A 15,724-nucleotide genomic window follows, 5' to 3' on the forward strand; every position below is an offset into this window, starting at 1 on the left:
GAGTTCGCCATGCTGAAATTCGACTCACCTGTCGTGGTTGAGCTGCTGCAAGCCCAGGGCTGGACCTCGCAGCGAGAGGTCGCCATACCCGCGCCTGTGCAAAGCGCTCTGGACCGTCAGCCCCGACTGGCCGGCCATCCTGCCGTGGCTGCACTGCAGAACCTGGCGGGCTTGCACATCGGCCAGGTGGGCAAGGGCCGGGAATGCGCAAGCAGCGATATAGAGTTTGACTGGCTCGAAGCGCATTTCACCGGCGAAGATGCGGACGACGCCCTGCTCTCTTGGGAACAGCGCCTGAACACCCGGCTGATACCACTTGCCGAAGTTCACCATGCGCACGGCCAGCTGCTGATGGCGGGCGATGGACGCTGCTTTTCCTGGTCCTTTGTAGGTATGAGCTTCGAGGGCGAGAATCTTCAGCAGGCGCTGGAGCATCTGTTGCTGGGCATACGTTCGCGCCCCATGCTGGAGCCCGGCCAGCCATCGTCCCAGCTGTACGGCACGCTCTACAAGGCGGACGCCCCCGAGATATACCCTTACTGAATTTCCGAAGAAGATGGCCGCCGGCCAAGCCATGACCGAATTCTCGCCCCCCTCTTTCTCCGTCGCTCAAGCCCTGCAGCAAGCCGCCAGCCAGGGTCTGGCGCGTGTCGATGCACAGATGCTGCTGCTGCACTTGATGCAGCAGCCAGCGCATGCCCGCGCCTGGCTCATCACCCATGACGGTGATCTACTGAACGCAGAGCAACAGGCCCGCTGGAGCCAGCTGTGCGCCCTGCGCCAGCAAGGCACGCCAGTCGCCTATCTGACGGGAAGCAAGGAGTTCTACGGCCTGGATCTGGCCGTGGACAGCAGGGTGCTGGACCCGCGCCCCGATACCGAGACCCTGGTGGACTGGGCGCTGGAACTCATGCCCCAAGGGCAGCCCGCTCGCGTCGTAGATCTGGGCACGGGTAGCGGTGCCATTGCCCTGGCCCTGCAAAGCCAGCGCCCCGCAGCCCGGGTCATCGCCGTGGATGCCAGCGCCGATGCCCTGGCCGTGGCCCGCAGCAACGCCGCCCGGCTCCAACTGCCCGTGCAGTTCGCCCATGGCAGCTGGCTGGAGCCTTTGGACGGGCATGAACCTGTCGATCTGATCGTCAGCAATCCGCCCTATATCCGCGCCGACGACCCGCACCTGGCGGCGCTGACCCACGAACCGCTGTCGGCCCTGGCCAGCGGCGCGGACGGACTGGAGGACATACGCAGCATCATCGACCAGGCTCCGGAGCGACTGAAGGCGGGCGGCTGGCTGCTCTTCGAGCATGGCTGGGATCAGGCCGAAGACGTGGCGCGGCTCATGCAAGCGGCCGGCTTCGAGCAAGTGCAGCACCGCCACGACCTGGCCGGCATTGCGCGCTGCACAGGCGGCTGCCGAAGCGGCAAGGCTTGATTTCCAGACCTCCACCCCAAAATATCCAGTCAGCAAGATTTCCTCACAGCATCGCATTGCTTGCGGTCGGTGAAATAATTGCAGACATCGCGGCTGGTACCGCCATTTCCAAAATCCGGAGCCCACTATGAGCAACACTCAACAACGCATCGACGACCTGGTCAAGAACAACGACATCCTGCTGTTCATGAAGGGCAACGCCAGCTTCCCTCAGTGCGGCTTCTCCGGCCGTGCCATCCAGATCCTCAAGGCCTGCGGCGTGGATGCCAAGTCCATCGCCACCGTGAACGTGCTGGAAGATCAGGAAATCCGCCAGGGCATCAAGGACTACAGCCAGTGGCCCACCATCCCCCAGCTCTACATCAAGGGCGAATTCATCGGCGGCTCGGACATCATGATGGAGATGTACGAATCGGGCGAGCTGCAGCAAGTGCTGGCCGCCAAGTAAGCCCAAGCTGTCTGCAAGCCACCGGCCCCCGGTGGCTTTTTTCATGCCGCCCCCCAAACCCGCGCCTGCCCATCACTGCTGTATCCATATCGATGGCAGCGCCCTGCCCAACCCCGGCCCCATGAGCCTGGGCGTGTTGCTGCAGCTGCCCGACGGCAGCCGCCATACGCTGTCGCAGGATCTGCACCGCAGCGGCTGCAACAACGAAGCCGAGCTGCGGGCCCTGATGGCAGCCCTGACGCTGGCACGCGATCTCGGCGCGCGCAGCCTGACCGTGCGCACCGACTCCCAGGTGCTGCTGGAGCAGCTCGGCCCGCCCACGGCCAAGCCGACGCGGCCGATTGCACGGCTCAGCCAGCTGTTCGAAGCCGCCCGTGCACAGATGCAGGGCTTTGACGAGCTGGTGCTGCAATGGGTGCCCAGGCACCGCAATACCGAGGCCGATGCGCTGGCACGCATGGCCCATTCAGCAGCCGCGCTTCAGCACTGAAGCCAGTACAGCTGCCTGCCACAGGCTTTATGTGGTCGAATAGAGACTCCTTGATAACCGGCCGCAGGCACGTCGGCGTGCCGCAGCAGCCCTGCCTATGAGTGTGTCCCAAAGCCTTGCGGTGATTGTTCTGCTGATTGTGCTCAGCGCCTTTTTCTCTGTGGCGGAGATTTCTCTGGCCGCCTCCCGTCGCCTGCGCCTGCGCCAGATGGCCGACGACGGCAACGAGGGAGCCGAGCATGCGCTGCGCGTACAGGAGCAGCCGGGCGAATATTTCACCGTGGTGCAAGTGGGACAGAATGCCGTCGCCATCCTCGGCGGCATCGTAGGCGAGGGTGCGTTCAGCCCTGCGCTGACCGAGTTCTTTTCGATATGGTGTTCGCCCAGCCTCTCGACAACGCTCGGCTTCCTGCTCTCGTTTTTCATAGTCACCTCGGCCTTCATCCTGCTGGCCGATCTGTTGCCGCGCCGCATCAGCATGAACGAGCCCGAGCGCTATGTGGTGCGCGTGCTGGCGCCCATGCGCTGGTTTGTGGTGATCTTCAAGCCCATCATCTGGTTCTACAACCTGGCGACCGACACCCTGTTTCGCCTGCTGGGCCTGCCTGCCACGCGCGACGAGCGCATCACCAGCGACGACATCCTGGCCATGACCGAAGCGGGCACCAAGGCCGGCGTGCTGGCCGCCCGCGAGCAGCAGGTGATTGCCAATGTGTTCGAGCTGGACTCGCGCACCGTGGCCTCGGCCATGACCCAGCGTGACAGCGTGGCCTTTTTCTACCGCGACGACAGCGACGCCATCATTCGCGCCCGCATTGCCGAAGAGCCCTTCTCCACCTACCCGGTCTGCGACGGCGATATCGACCATGTGATCGGCTATGTGGATGCCAAGGACCTGTTCCAGCGCGCGCTCAACAACCAGCCGCTGTCGCTCAGAGACGACAGCCTGATCCGCAAGGTGCTCATCGTGCCCGACCGCCTGACGCTGGCCGAGGTGCTGGAGCAGTTCCGCATGGTGCACGAGGACTTTGCCGTCATCGTCAACGAATACAGCCTGGTCGTGGGCGTGGTGACGCTCAACGACGTGATGAGCACGGTGATGGGAGATCTGGTCGGCCCGACCGACGAGGAACAGATCATCCGCCGCGACGAGCATTCCTGGCTGATCGACGGCATCACGCCCATCGAGGACGTGATGCGCGTGCTGCATCTGGACGATATGCCGCATGACGACGAGTACGAAACGCTGGCCGGCTTTCTCATGGTCATGCTGCGCCGCGTGCCGCGCCGCACCGATACCGTTACCTGGGGCGGCTTCAAGTTCGAGGTGCTGGACGTGGACAGCTACCGCATCGACCAGGTCATGGTGACCCAGCTGCCCGAGCCCGCGGCCGAATCTGCCGCACCTTCGGCGGCCGCTGCGGCCAAGGTACAGGGCAGCGCTGCCCAGGCCCAGGCTGGCAAAAGCAGCCACTCCTAAATCAGCAGCATCTTTCGCTTACCCCAAAAGGACTTCAGGTTCTTTTCTTGCTGAAAACAATGAAAAGAGAGCGCTAGGTGCTCTCTTTTTTTCTGTATATCGCCACGGTATCAGGCCGACTGGGGCTCTTCCACCAGCCAACGCCGCTGGGCGCCGAACACGGCATTCGGATACTGGGGCTGGCCCCGGCTGCCGTTGTAGCGGCCCAGTGCCATATAGGCATCGCCCTTTTCGCGATCCATGTAGTGGCGCAGGATCACGCAGCCGAAGCGCAGATTGGTCTGCATGTGGAACAGCTTGCCGATATCGCCGTCACCGATCAGCCGCATCCAGAACGGCATGATCTGCATATAGCCTCGCGCACCCACACTGGAGATGGCGTATTTGCGATAGCCGCTCTCCACCTGAATCAGGCCCATGACCATGGACACATCGAGGCCCGCGCGCTTGGACTCATACCAGACGGTCTGCAAGAACTCGCGCCGGGCCTGAGGATCAGGCTTGCGCTTGGCCAGCTTGTCGCTGCAAGCCACCAGCCAGCGCAGATAGCTCATGCGCGCCTCGGTGGAGGTGAATTCCAGCTCGGGCGGAGCCCCTGAGCCAGCCACCGCTGCACTCAGAGCCGTACGTACCGAATCCGCCAGCGGCTCCTCGAGCTGCCCGCCGGCCCATGCCGTTTGCGGCAGCAGCCAGCTTGCCGACGGAACGGCAAACGAGGCTGCGGCAGTCAGGCAGGAGCGACGGTTGAGAAGGGCTGCTGGCATTGATACGGCAGCTTACAGGCCCAGGCGGCTCTTGAGGTGGCTCAGCACCTCATTCGTCGCCAGCTTTGTGGCTTCCGTGTCGCGGCGCTGCTGGTACTCGACCACGCCTTCCTTCAGGCCACGGTCGCCCAGCACCACGCGGTGGGGCACGCCGATCAGCTCCCAGTCGGCCAGCATGGCACCTGGGCGCTCGTCGCGGTCGTCGAGGATCACGTCCACGCCCAGTGCCAGCAGCTCGCCATAGAGCTTCTCGGCCTCGGTCTTCACGGCCTCGCTGCGCCCCATGCCGATGGGGCAGATCACCACGGTGAACGGCGCAATCGCATCGGGCCAGATCATGCCGCGCTCGTCGTGGTTCTGCTCCACGGCAGCAGCGGGCAGGCGGGTCACGCCAATGCCGTAGCAACCCATCTCGAAGTGCTGGGGCTTGCCGTTGTCGCCCAGGAAAGTGGCGTCCATGGCCTTGGAGTACTTGGTGCCCAGGTAGAACACATGGCCGATTTCAATGCCGCGCTCGATCGCCAGCTCGCCCGCGCCGTCGGGCGAGCGGTCGCCAGCCACCACATTGCGCAGATCCGCCACCACGGCGGGCTCGGGCAGGTCGCGGCCGAAGTTCACGCCGGTGATGTGGAAGTCTTCCTCGTTGGCACCGCAGACCCAGTCGGCCATCACGGCCACATCGCGGTCCACCACGATGTTCACGGGCTTCTTCAGACCGATGGGGCCCAGATAGCCGGGCTTGGTGCCGAAATGCTCCTCGATCTCGCCCACGGTCGCGAAACGGAAGCCCGCCAGGCCTTCGACCTTGCCGACCTTGATCTCGTTCATCTCGTGGTCGCCGCGCAGCAGCAGCAGCCACACCTGTGTCTTGACGATCAGACCCTTGTCGTCGAGCTCGTCCGTGGCCAGCACCAGCGACTTCACGGTCTGCGTCAGGGGCAGACCCAGCTGCTCGGCCACGGCTTCGCAGGTGCTGTTGCCGGGTGTGGCGACCTTTTGCAGGGCCTGGGCGGCGGCAGGACGGACCTGGGCGGGCGCCAGGCTCTCGGCCTTCTCGATATTGGCTGCGTAGTCGCTGTTCGGGCAGTAGACGATGGCGTCCTCGCCCGTTGAAGCGATGACCTGGAACTCTTCGCTCAGATCGCCGCCAATGGCGCCCGAATCGGCACGCACGGCGCGGTACTGCAGGCCGAAGCGGTCGAAGATGCGCTTATAGGCTTCGCGCATGGTCTGGTAGCTGATCTGGGCCGCATCGCGATCCTTGTCGAAGGAATAGGCGTCCTTCATGATGAACTCGCGACCGCGCATCAGGCCGAAGCGCGGACGACGCTCGTCGCGGAACTTGGTCTGGATCTGGTAGAGGTTCTTGGGCAGCTGCTTGTAGCTCTTGAACTCCTGGCGCGCGATATCGGTGACCACCTCTTCGGAAGTGGGCTGGATCACGAAATCACGGCCATGGCGATCCTGGATGCGCAGCAGCTCGGGGCCCATCTTCTCGAAGCGACCGGTTTCCTGCCACAGCTCGGCAGGCTGCACCACGGGCATAGTGGTTTCGATGGCGCCGGCGCGGTTCATTTCCTCGCGCACGATGGCCTCGACCTTGCGGATCACGCGCAGGCCCATGGGCATGTAGTTGTAAATGCCAGCACCCAGCTTTTTGATCATGCCAGCCCGCATCATGAGCTTGTGGCTGACCACTTCGGCGTCGGCCGGAGCTTCTTTCAGGGTGGAGATGAGAAATTGGGAGGCTTTCATGGAACTGGCAATTCAGTGGAAATAGGCATGGCCCGCTTGTCGATCACAAGGGGCCATGCATAATGAACACAATTCAAAAATTTGGGGTTTGATTATGCTTGACCGGGACGGATTTCGCCCGAACGTCGGCATCATCCTGCTCAACCAAAGAAACCAGGTGTTCTGGGGAAAACGCATTCGCACCCACAGCTGGCAGTTTCCGCAAGGTGGCATTGATCGGGGTGAGACACCCGAGCAAGCCATGTTCCGCGAGCTGCACGAGGAAGTGGGGCTGAAGCCCAATCACGTTCGCGTGGTTGCCCGCACCAGGGACTGGTTGCGCTACGAGGTGCCAGACAGGTACATCCGCCGCGACGCGCGCGGGCATTACAAAGGCCAGAAGCAGATATGGTTTTTGCTTCAACTGGTCGGGCATGACTGGGACTTGAACCTGCGTGCCACCGACCACCCTGAGTTTGATGCCTGGCGCTGGAATGACTACTGGGTTCCTCTGGATGTGGTGGTCGAATTCAAACGCGGCGTCTATGAAATGGCGTTGACCGAGCTGGCGCGCTTTCTGCCGCGCGGCGAGCAGCAGCGCAACCGCTATCTGCGCAGCGGCATGCGGCCGCGCGAGCAGGAGGCAGGCCAGAGCACTGGCGGCACTGCCCATCCGGGGCAGCACCATCAGGTCATGTACCCTGCCCGTACAGGGAGCTTTCGCATCAACCCCGGCATAGAGCTGCCGCCTGGTGCCAGTTTTGACCCGGACCCGCAGACCGGCATAGACAATCCACCCGATCACAAGCCTCTGCAATGAACAAAGCCGTAATGCCTCGCAGCATTACGGCTTTTTTGTCGGCGGCCTAGGCTCAGTGTCCGGCCACCACCATATTGTCGCGGTGCATCATTTCGGGACCGGCCGAGTAGCCCAGCAGCGCTTCGATCTCCGAGGAGCTCTTGCGGCACAGCAGCCGCGCCTCGGCGCTGGCATAGCTGGCCAGACCACGGGCGATCTCGGCGCCGTTCTCATCACGCACTGCAATCACTTCACCACGCGAGAAATCGCCTTCCACGGTGATCATGCCTATGGGCAGCAGGCTCTTGCCTTCATCACGCAGCTTGGAGACGGCACCTGCATCCACGGTCACCGAACCACGCAGTTGCAGATGGTCGGCAATCCACTGCTTGCGCGCCTGCATTTTGTGCGTGTTGGCAACCAGCAGCGTGCCAATGGACTCGCCACGCGTCAAGCGCAGCAGCACGTCTTTCTCACGCCCCCAGGCAATCACGGTGGAAGCACCGGAGCCCGCCGCACGCTTGGCCGCCAGGATCTTGGTGATCATGCCGCCGGTGCCGATGGACAGACCCGCTCCGCCGGCCATGGCTTCCAGCTCGGGGTTGCCGGCTTCGGCCACGTCGATGAACCTGGCATCGGGGTTCTTGCGCGGATCGGCGCTGTACAGGCCTCGCTGATCGGTCAGGATGACCAGTGCATCGGCCTCGACCAGATTGGCCACCAGCGCGCCCAGGGTGTCGTTGTCGCCAAAGCGGATCTCGTCGATCACCACCGTGTCGTTTTCGTTGATGACGGGCACCACGCCCAGTTGCAGCAGCGTCAGCAGCGTGGTGCGGGCGTTCAGATAGCGCTCGCGATCGGCCAGATCCGCATGGGTCAGCAGCACCTGGGCACTGGGCACGCCTTCGCCGCGCAGCTTGGTCTCGTACATCTGGGCCAGCCCCATCTGACCGACGGCAGCAGCGGCCTGCAACTCATGCACCTCGGTCGGACGCGTGGCCCAGCCCAGTCGCTTCATGCCTTCGGCAATGGCGCCGCTGGAGACCATAATGACTTCGCGCTTGACGCCGTCTTCACCATTCACCAAGGCCGCCAGCTGGCGACTCCACTCTTCAATGGCGGCCTCATCCAGACCACGACCTTCATTCGTAACCAGGCTGGAGCCGACTTTGACGACGATGCGACGGGCATCACGCAGCACATTGGAAGACATGAGAATTTACAGTGTTTTAAGCCTCTAATGCTTATGGGAAAAGCGCAAGAAGCTATTAAATTCAAAGCAAAACAGCGCACCAAGTGCGCTGCTGGGTTATACCCTCTAGCTTATTCCGGATCGTAAGAGGCGAAACGCGGATCGGTCATATCCAGACCAGAATCCTCACCTCCCGCAAAACGAGGATCGATCTCCTTGGGAGCCTGCTCGGCCAGCTGCTGGTTGTGCACATGCTCGTAGATCTTGCGGATCAGCGGTTCGCAGCCTTCGCGGGTCAGCGCCGAGATCTCGTAGACCGGACCCTTCCACTTGAAGCGCTTGACGAAGTCCTTGACCTTGGCGGCACGCTCTTCCACGGGAACCATGTCCAGCTTGTTGAGCACCAGCCAGCGCGGCTTGTCGTAGAGCTCGGCGTCGTACTTCTTGAGCTCGGCCACGATGGCCCTGGCCTGCTCGACCGGGTCCACGCCCTCGTCGAACGGTGCAATGTCCACGATATGCAGCAACAGTCGGGTGCGCTGCAGATGGCGCAGGAACTGGTGACCCAGGCCCGCACCTTCGGAGGCGCCCTCGATCAGACCCGGGATGTCGGCCACCACAAAGCTCTGCTCGGCAGCCACGCGCACCACGCCCAGATTGGGATGCAAGGTGGTGAAGGGATAGTCGGCAATCTTGGGACGGGCGTTGGAGACAGCCGTGATGAAGGTGGACTTTCCCGCATTGGGCATGCCCAGCAGACCCACATCGGCCAGCACCTTGAGCTCCAGCTTGAGGTTGCGGCGCTCGCCGGGATAGCCGGGAGTCTTCTGGCGCGGCGCACGGTTGATGGCGCTCTTGAAACGCAGATTGCCGAAACCGCCGTCACCGCCCTTGGCAATGGTGATGACCTGGCCGGGCTCGAGCAGCTCGAACAGCACCTCACCGGTATCCGCATCGCTGATGATGGTGCCCACAGGCATGTTCAGTGTGATGTCGTCGCCGGCTGCGCCGAACATGTCGGAGCCCATGCCGTGCTGGCCGCGCTTGGCCTCGTGGCGACGCGAATAGCGGTAATCCACCAGCGTGTTCAGGTTCACATCGGCCACGGCGTACACATGACCGCCACGGCCGCCGTCACCACCGTCGGGGCCGCCAAATTCCTTGTATTTCTCGTGCCGGAAAGACACGCAACCATTGCCGCCGTCACCGGCTGCAATGTCGATAAAAGCTTCGTCAACGAACTTCATGAGGCATCCAGTCTACAAAATCGGTGCGCCCCAGAAGCCCCGGGCCACACTTGAGTGCTCTATTACCATGCCCCATCTGCCAGAAATCTGCTGCCTGGAGCCTTTTCAAACAACAAAGCCCCGACAAGTCGGGGCTTTGTTGGAGTCACAGACGACTTATGCAGCCGTGATGTTGACTGTTTGCTTGGACAGAGCGCCCTTCACACCGAACGACACGTGGCCGTCAACCAGTGCAAACAGGGTGTGATCCTTGCCCACGCCAACGTTCTCACCGGGGTGGAACTTGGTGCCGCGCTGACGCACGATGATGGAACCAGCTGTCACCAGCTCGCCACCAAAGGCCTTCACGCCCAGCATTTTTGGCTTGGAATCACGTCCGTTACGCGTAGAGCCGCCGCCTTTTTTCTGTGCCATGACTTAGCTCCTAAAATTAAGCAGCGATTGCCACGATTTGCAGTTCGGTGAACTGCTGACGATGGCCTTGGCGCTTTTGATAGTGCTTACGACGGCGCATCTTGAAGATGTGCACTTTGTCGTGCTTGCCGTGAGCAACCACAGTTGCCTTTACAGATGCACCGGACACCAGGGGGGCACCAACCTTGATTTCAGCGCCGTTGCCGACGGCCAAAACTTGGTCGATCACGATTTCCTGGCCTACGTCCGCAGCAATCTGTTCTACCTTGATCTTTTCGCCAGCTGCAACGCGATACTGCTTGCCGCCGGTTTTTATGACTGCGTACATTGAAAACCTCTAAAGTCTGAGAGTTCCATGAAATGATTTCCACGGAGCCGGCAATTCTAGCACGCATGCATTTTCTCTGCTGCCATACCCCCAGGAAGCGCTTCGAGATCTCCGCAAGCGCGACCGTGGCCGCGCACAACGGGATGCCAGGCGCAAGCATGCGGCAAGGCCTGCTCCTTGTAAGCGACTGCAATGCCACAGACCGCCCGCAAAGCCTCTGTTCACTTGAACGGGCTCTGAGGACACCACGCAAAACCCTGTTGCATCTTCCTATAATCGTGAGTCCACTTGGCGGTTCATCACCTTGACTACAGAAATTTCCACATCCAATCCGCTTGCCTTGATCGCAGATGACATGCGCGAAGTGGATATCGTCATTGCTCAGCGACTGACAACCAGCGTCCCCCTGATCGCACAGATCTCCCAATACATCATTGCCGCCGGCGGCAAGCGCCTGCGTCCGGCGCTGCTGCTGCTGATCGCCGGCGCCCTGGGCCATCAGGCCAAGAGCAAATACATCCTGGCCGCCGTGGTGGAGCTGATTCACACCGCGACCTTGCTGCACGACGATGTGGTGGACGAATCCACGCTGCGTCGTGGCAGGGCCACGGCCAACGAGACCTTTGGCAACCCTGCCAGCGTTCTGGTCGGAGACTTTCTGCACACCCGTTCCTTCCAGATGATGGTGGAAGTGGGCAGCATGCGTGTGCTGCAGATTCTGTCCGACGCCACCAACGTGATCGCAGAAGGCGAAGTCCAGCAGCTCATCAACACTCATGATGCTTCGCTGAATGAAGCCGGCTATCTGCACGTCATCCGCTCCAAGACCGCCCAGCTATTCGAGGCCAGCGCACAACTGGCAGCCGTGCTGGCCGATGCCACGCCTGAAGTGGAGCAAGCCTGTGCAGCCTATGGCCAGGCACTTGGAACGGCATTCCAGATCATTGACGATGTGCTCGACTACACCGGCAACGCTCAGGAAATGGGCAAGAACCTGGGCGATGACCTGCGCGAAGGCAAATGCACCCTGCCCCTGATCGCTGCCATGCAACGCGGCAACGCCGAGCAGGCCGCTATCGTGCGCAACGCCATCGAACAAGGCTCTACGGATCAGCTGGATGCCGTGGTGGAAATCGTGCGCAGCACCGGCGCCCTGGACGTTGCCCGAGCCGCCGCGCACGCAGAAGCCCAGCGCGCCATTGATGCTTTGACTGCGCTGCCAAGCAATGCATACACCGCAAGTTTGCTACAATTGGCTTCTCAGCTTTTGGAGCGCCGCACCTGAATCGCCAGGTGCACCACGGTGCTCGGCAAACAAAGCCTGCGGGGTGTAGCTTAGCCTGGTAGAGCGCTACGTTCGGGACGTAGAGGCCGGAGGTTCGAATCCTCTCACCCCGACCAATTTCATTTTTTTCACAGTTTCTTGCGCCATGTTCAATGACGCGGCATTGGCGCATGCCTGCGCCTCTGGCGAGCTGCCGTTTGTCACAACAAGAATGGTAGGATAGGTCCTCTCCCACCTCTCCCAGACTTGGATACATGGCCGCTGCCGACAATCTGCAAAAGAACGCCTCTGCGCCCATCGCCATCCCAGGTTTAGGCAGAGCCCTGATTTCTGCAGGAAAGGTTTCGCAGCAAGCCGCCGAGAACGCCGCCAAGAAAGCCGCCACAGGCAAGACCCCGTTCATTACCGAGCTCAGCCAGTCTGGCGAAATCAGCGCACTGGAAATTGCCGAAACCATTTCCATGATGTTCAGCACTCCGCTGCTGGACCTCAACGCCATCGACGTCCAGCAACTTCCGCGCGAACTGCTGGACCCGAAGATCAGCAACGCCTATCGCGTGCTGGCACTCAGCAAGCGCGGCAATCGGCTCACTATCGCCACGGCAGACCCCACTCAGCAGGAAGCTGCCGAACAGATCAAATTCACGACCCAGTTGCTGGTGGACTGGGTGGTTGTCGAGGCCGACAAGCTGCAAAAGCTCGTCGAGCAGACCAGCAAGGGCGTCAGCGAATCCCTGGACTCCTATTCCAGCTCCGGGGACTTTGACTTTGACGACGTCAAGATCGAGGATGCCCCCGAGGAAAAGGACAATGCCGTCGGCGCCGAGGTCGAGGATGCGCCGGTCGTCAAGTTTCTGCACAAGATGCTGCTGGACGCCTTCAATATGCGCGCGTCCGACTTGCACTTCGAGCCCTACGAACACAATTACCGCGTGCGCTTTCGCATCGACGGCGAGCTGCGCGAGATTGCCTCTCCCCCAATTGCGATCAAGGACAAGCTGGCTTCGCGCATCAAGGTGATCTCGCGCCTGGACATCTCGGAGAAACGCGTTCCGCAGGACGGCCGCATGAAGCTCAAGGTCGGCCCCGACCGCGTCATCGACTTTCGTGTCAGCACCTTGCCTACGCTTTTTGGCGAGAAGATCGTGATCCGTATCCTGGATCCGAGCTCGGCCAAGATGGGCATCGACGCCCTGGGATACGAGCCCGAGGAAAAAGAGCGCCTGCTCAAGGCCATCAACCGCCCCTACGGCATGATTCTGGTCACCGGCCCCACGGGCTCGGGCAAGACCGTGTCGCTCTACACCTGCCTGAACCTGCTCAACCAGCCGGGCGTGAACATTGCCACCGCCGAAGACCCCTCCGAAATCAACATGCCTGGCGTCAACCAGGTCAATGTGAACGAGAAGGCAGGCCTGACCTTTGCCGCTGCGCTCAAATCCTTTCTGCGCCAGGACCCGGACATCATCATGGTCGGCGAAATCCGCGACCTGGAAACCGCCGACATCTCGATCAAGGCTGCCCAGACCGGGCACCTGGTGCTGTCCACGCTGCACACCAATGACGCTCCGACCACGCTGACGCGCATGCGCAATATGGGCATCGCCCCTTTCAATATTGCCTCCAGCGTGATTTTGATCACCGCCCAGCGCCTGGCGCGACGCCTGTGCGCGCAGTGCAAGGAGCCTGCCGACATACCGCATGACGCCCTGATCGAGGCGGGCTACGATGAAGCCGAACTCGACGGCAGCTGGGTCAGCTACAAGCCTGTCGGCTGCCCGGCCTGCAACAACGGTTACAAGGGACGTGTCGGTATCTATCAGGTGATGCCCATCAGCGAAGAAATTCAACGCATCATCTTGCGTGACGGCAGCGCCCTGGAGATTGCCGAACAGGCCAAGGCCGAAGGAGTACGCTCTTTGCGCGGCTCGGGCCTGCATAAAGTCAAGCTGGGTCTGACCTCACTCGAAGAAGTGCTGGCGGTCACCAACGAATAAAACCAGTATCAGTGAGGGAACGCCATGGCAAGCGCAGCGTCCAAGGGAATCAAGGAATTTCTCTTCGAGTGGGAAGGCAAGGACCGCAACGGCAAGATCGTTCGCGGCGAGACTCGTGCCGGTGGAGAAAACCAGATCCAGGCCATGCTGCGCCGCCAGGGCGTGACTCCGTCCAAGATCAAGAAGCGCAGGACCCGCGGCGGCAAGAAGATCAAGCCCAAGGACATTGCGCTGTTCACGCGCCAGCTGGCCACCATGATGAAGGCCGGCGTGCCGCTGCTGCAGTCTTTCGACATCGTGGGCCGGGGCAACACCAACCCCAATGTCACCAAGCTGCTCAACGACATCCGCTCAGACGTGGAAACCGGCACCTCGCTGAGCGCGGCCTTTCGCAAGTTTCCGCTCTATTTCAACAACCTCTACTGCAACCTGGTGGAGGCCGGCGAGGCCGCAGGTATTCTGGAATCGCTGCTGGACCGTCTTGCCACCTATATGGAAAAGACGGAGGCCATCAAGTCCAAGATCAAGTCGGCGCTGATGTACCCCACGTCGGTCATGATCGTGGCCTTTGTCGTGGTGACCGTGATCATGATCTTCGTGATCCCGGCCTTCAAGGAGGTCTTCACCTCCTTTGGCGCCGACCTGCCCGCGCCCACGCTGCTGGTGATGGGCATCAGCGATTACTTTGTCCAGTACTGGTGGCTGATCTTCGGCGTGCTGGGTGGCGGCATCTATTTCTTCATGCAGGCCTGGAAGCGCAACGAGCGCGTGCAGCAGTTCATGGACCGCACCATACTCAAGCTGCCCGTCTTCGGCGTGCTGATTGAAAAGTCCTGCGTGGCCCGCTGGACGCGTACGCTGTCCACCATGTTTGCTGCCGGCGTGCCGCTGGTCGAGGCGCTGGACTCCGTGGGAGGCGCCTCGGGCAACTATCTCTACAAAAACGCCACCGACAGGATTCAGTCGGAAGTCTCCACGGGCACCAGCCTCACGGTTGCCATGGCCAATGCCAATATCTTCCCTTCCATGGTGCTGCAGATGTGTGCCATCGGCGAGGAGTCGGGCGCCATCGACCACATGCTGGGCAAGGCCGCCGATTTCTATGAGAGCGAAGTCGACGAAATGGTGGCGGGTCTGTCCAGCCTCATGGAGCCCATCATCATCGTCTTCCTTGGCACCTTGATCGGCGGCATCGTGGTGTCCATGTATCTGCCTATCTTCAAGTTGGGTCAAGTGGTCTGATGATTTCCGAACTGGTGTTGAATGCCGCTGCCGGCGGCGTCCTGGGCTTGCTGATCGGCAGCTTTCTGAATGTGGTCATCCACCGCCTGCCGCTGATGATGGAGCAGGAATGGCATGCCGAAGGCGCGCAATGGGCCGAAGAACAAAAGGACAAGGGCGCCAGGATCGAGCTGCCGCCGGCCAAGCCTGCTGTCACGCTGAGCCAGCCTCGTTCGCGCTGCCCGCATTGCGGCCATCAGATTGCCTGGTACGAGAACATTCCCGTGCTGAGCTATCTGTTCCTGCGCGGGCGCTGTGCCGAGTGCAAAAAGCCCATCAGCCTGCGCTACCCTGTGGTTGAACTGGTCTGCGCCGCGCTGTTTGCCTTCTGTCTGGGCCGCGACGGCCTGACCGTCACCGGCTTTGCCTGGTGCGGCTTCAGCGCGGCGCTGCTGGCGCTTGCACTGATCGACTGGGACACCACGTTCTTGCCGGATTCCATCACTCTGCCCCTGCTCTGGGCCGGCCTGATCGCCTCCGCACTGCAATGGACCAGCGTGCCTCTGCAGCAATCGCTGTGGGGCGCCGTCGCAGGTTATATGTCGCTATGGCTTATCTTCTGGGCCTTCAAGCTGGCAACGGGCAAGGAAGGCATGGGCTACGGCGACTTCAAGCTGTTTGCCGCACTCGGTGCCTGGTTTGGTTGGCAGGCACTGGTACCCATCATTCTCATGGCATCGGTCGTGGGCGCCGTCATCGGTATTGCGCTCAAGATCAACAGCAAGCTGCGCGAAGGTGGCTATGTACCCTTCGGCCCCTTCCTCGCCGGCGGCGGTTTCGTCAGCCTGATCTGGGGCCCGCAAGCGGTGCTCAGCTTTGCAGGCCTGTAAGCC

Annotated in this window: 16 protein-coding genes and 1 tRNA gene; 11 read left to right on the forward strand and 6 right to left on the reverse strand. The window is 61.5% G+C overall.

What is annotated here, in order from left to right; all coding sequences use genetic code 11:
• Positions 1-9: 9 nt before the first annotated feature.
• The 5 genes from CTATCC11996_RS05585 to paeA all read left to right on the forward strand — a co-directional run bounded on the left by CTATCC11996_RS05585 (position 10) and on the right by paeA (position 3,850).
• A complete protein-coding gene (locus CTATCC11996_RS05585) occupies positions 10-543 on the forward strand; it encodes an SUKH-3 domain-containing protein (protein ID WP_003073977.1) in 534 nt (177 codons plus the stop codon).
• Between the two features lie 13 nt (positions 544-556).
• Positions 557-1,432 carry a peptide chain release factor N(5)-glutamine methyltransferase gene (gene prmC, locus CTATCC11996_RS05590; protein WP_003073979.1) on the forward strand — a complete coding sequence of 292 codons (876 nt, stop codon included), beginning with the start codon at positions 557-559 and terminating at the stop codon, positions 1,430-1,432.
• A 127-nt stretch (positions 1,433-1,559) separates the two neighbouring features.
• Entirely contained in the window at positions 1,560-1,880 is a 321-nt protein-coding gene (grxD, locus tag CTATCC11996_RS05595) for a Grx4 family monothiol glutaredoxin (protein ID WP_003058519.1), read from the forward strand.
• Positions 1,881-1,911: 31 nt separating this feature from the next.
• Entirely contained in the window at positions 1,912-2,370 is a 459-nt protein-coding gene (locus CTATCC11996_RS05600; protein WP_003073982.1) for a ribonuclease HI family protein, read from the forward strand.
• 97 nt (positions 2,371-2,467) lie between these two features.
• Complete coding sequence (paeA, locus tag CTATCC11996_RS05605; protein ID WP_003073984.1) at positions 2,468-3,850, forward strand: polyamine export protein PaeA; 1,383 nt, start codon at positions 2,468-2,470, stop codon at positions 3,848-3,850.
• 110 nt (positions 3,851-3,960) lie between these two features.
• On the opposite strand, the gene CTATCC11996_RS05610 is transcribed toward paeA, so the two are convergent.
• Entirely contained in the window at positions 3,961-4,614 is a 654-nt protein-coding gene (locus tag CTATCC11996_RS05610) for a lytic transglycosylase domain-containing protein (protein ID WP_003073986.1), read from the reverse strand.
• Between the two features lie 12 nt (positions 4,615-4,626).
• Positions 4,627-6,369, reverse strand: a complete 1,743-nt coding sequence (locus tag CTATCC11996_RS05615; protein ID WP_003073988.1) for a proline--tRNA ligase — start codon at positions 6,367-6,369, stop codon at positions 4,627-4,629.
• A 94-nt stretch (positions 6,370-6,463) separates the two neighbouring features.
• On the opposite strand from CTATCC11996_RS05615, the gene CTATCC11996_RS05620 reads away from it, so the two are divergent.
• Positions 6,464-7,168: an RNA pyrophosphohydrolase gene (locus CTATCC11996_RS05620; protein WP_003073989.1), complete on the forward strand. Its 705-nt coding sequence runs from the start codon at positions 6,464-6,466 to the stop codon at positions 7,166-7,168.
• Positions 7,169-7,220: 52 nt separating this feature from the next.
• Here CTATCC11996_RS05620 and proB read toward each other — a convergent pair whose 3' ends face one another.
• The 4 genes from proB to rplU all read right to left on the reverse strand — a co-directional run bounded on the left by proB (position 7,221) and on the right by rplU (position 10,328).
• Positions 7,221-8,360 carry a glutamate 5-kinase gene (gene proB, locus CTATCC11996_RS05625; RefSeq protein ID WP_003073991.1) on the reverse strand — a complete coding sequence of 380 codons (1,140 nt, stop codon included), beginning with the start codon at positions 8,358-8,360 and terminating at the stop codon, positions 7,221-7,223.
• Positions 8,361-8,470: 110 nt separating this feature from the next.
• Complete coding sequence (gene cgtA / locus CTATCC11996_RS05630; protein WP_003073993.1) at positions 8,471-9,586, reverse strand: Obg family GTPase CgtA; 1,116 nt, start codon at positions 9,584-9,586, stop codon at positions 8,471-8,473.
• A 156-nt stretch (positions 9,587-9,742) separates the two neighbouring features.
• A complete protein-coding gene (gene rpmA / locus CTATCC11996_RS05635; RefSeq protein ID WP_003058534.1) occupies positions 9,743-10,000 on the reverse strand; it encodes a 50S ribosomal protein L27 in 258 nt (85 codons plus the stop codon).
• A gap of 16 nt (positions 10,001-10,016) precedes the next feature.
• Positions 10,017-10,328: a 50S ribosomal protein L21 gene (gene rplU / locus CTATCC11996_RS05640; protein WP_003058536.1), complete on the reverse strand. Its 312-nt coding sequence runs from the start codon at positions 10,326-10,328 to the stop codon at positions 10,017-10,019.
• Between the two features lie 355 nt (positions 10,329-10,683).
• Here rplU and CTATCC11996_RS05645 point away from each other — a divergent pair, with 355 nt between their 5' ends.
• From CTATCC11996_RS05645 to CTATCC11996_RS05665, 5 genes are all read left to right on the forward strand, one after another.
• Entirely contained in the window at positions 10,684-11,613 is a 930-nt protein-coding gene (locus tag CTATCC11996_RS05645; protein ID WP_034348301.1) for a polyprenyl synthetase family protein, read from the forward strand.
• Positions 11,614-11,652: 39 nt separating this feature from the next.
• A tRNA-Pro gene (locus CTATCC11996_RS05650) sits at positions 11,653-11,729 on the forward strand.
• A 138-nt stretch (positions 11,730-11,867) separates the two neighbouring features.
• Positions 11,868-13,610 carry a type IV-A pilus assembly ATPase PilB gene (pilB, locus tag CTATCC11996_RS05655; RefSeq protein ID WP_003073997.1) on the forward strand — a complete coding sequence of 581 codons (1,743 nt, stop codon included), beginning with the start codon at positions 11,868-11,870 and terminating at the stop codon, positions 13,608-13,610.
• Between the two features lie 24 nt (positions 13,611-13,634).
• Positions 13,635-14,852 (forward strand): type II secretion system F family protein, encoded by a 1,218-nt coding sequence (locus CTATCC11996_RS05660; protein WP_003073999.1) that lies wholly within the window; start codon positions 13,635-13,637, stop codon positions 14,850-14,852.
• The gene (locus CTATCC11996_RS05665) at positions 14,852-15,721 is read left to right on the forward strand and encodes a prepilin peptidase (RefSeq protein WP_003074002.1); all 870 of its coding nucleotides are present in this window, start codon (positions 14,852-14,854) and stop codon (positions 15,719-15,721) included. Before CTATCC11996_RS05660 ends, CTATCC11996_RS05665 begins: the two co-directional genes overlap by 1 nt.
• The last annotated feature ends 3 nt before the right edge of the window (positions 15,722-15,724 follow it).

Source organism: Comamonas testosteroni ATCC 11996 (assembly GCF_000241525.1).
GTDB classification, from domain to species: Bacteria; Pseudomonadota; Gammaproteobacteria; order Burkholderiales; family Burkholderiaceae_C; genus Comamonas; species Comamonas testosteroni.

Excerpts from the sequence above, each read along its gene's own strand:
- CTATCC11996_RS05585 (WP_003073977.1), top strand. The coding sequence starts at position 10 with ATGCTGAAATTCGACTCACCTGTCGTGGTTGAGCTGCTGCAAGCCCAG.
- prmC (WP_003073979.1), top strand. The coding sequence starts at position 557 with ATGGCCGCCGGCCAAGCCATGACCGAATTCTCGCCCCCCTCTTTCTCC.
- grxD (WP_003058519.1), top strand. The coding sequence starts at position 1,560 with ATGAGCAACACTCAACAACGCATCGACGACCTGGTCAAGAACAACGAC.
- paeA (WP_003073984.1), top strand. The coding sequence starts at position 2,468 with ATGAGTGTGTCCCAAAGCCTTGCGGTGATTGTTCTGCTGATTGTGCTC.
- CTATCC11996_RS05610 (WP_003073986.1), bottom strand. The coding sequence starts at position 4,614 with ATGCCAGCAGCCCTTCTCAACCGTCGCTCCTGCCTGACTGCCGCAGCC.
- CTATCC11996_RS05615 (WP_003073988.1), bottom strand. The coding sequence starts at position 6,369 with ATGAAAGCCTCCCAATTTCTCATCTCCACCCTGAAAGAAGCTCCGGCC.
- CTATCC11996_RS05620 (WP_003073989.1), top strand. The coding sequence starts at position 6,464 with ATGCTTGACCGGGACGGATTTCGCCCGAACGTCGGCATCATCCTGCTC.
- proB (WP_003073991.1), bottom strand. The coding sequence starts at position 8,360 with ATGTCTTCCAATGTGCTGCGTGATGCCCGTCGCATCGTCGTCAAAGTC.
- cgtA (WP_003073993.1), bottom strand. The coding sequence starts at position 9,586 with ATGAAGTTCGTTGACGAAGCTTTTATCGACATTGCAGCCGGTGACGGC.
- rpmA (WP_003058534.1), bottom strand. The coding sequence starts at position 10,000 with ATGGCACAGAAAAAAGGCGGCGGCTCTACGCGTAACGGACGTGATTCC.
- rplU (WP_003058536.1), bottom strand. The coding sequence starts at position 10,328 with ATGTACGCAGTCATAAAAACCGGCGGCAAGCAGTATCGCGTTGCAGCT.
- CTATCC11996_RS05645 (WP_034348301.1), top strand. The coding sequence starts at position 10,684 with ATGCGCGAAGTGGATATCGTCATTGCTCAGCGACTGACAACCAGCGTC.
- pilB (WP_003073997.1), top strand. The coding sequence starts at position 11,868 with ATGGCCGCTGCCGACAATCTGCAAAAGAACGCCTCTGCGCCCATCGCC.
- CTATCC11996_RS05660 (WP_003073999.1), top strand. The coding sequence starts at position 13,635 with ATGGCAAGCGCAGCGTCCAAGGGAATCAAGGAATTTCTCTTCGAGTGG.
- CTATCC11996_RS05665 (WP_003074002.1), top strand. The coding sequence starts at position 14,852 with ATGATTTCCGAACTGGTGTTGAATGCCGCTGCCGGCGGCGTCCTGGGC.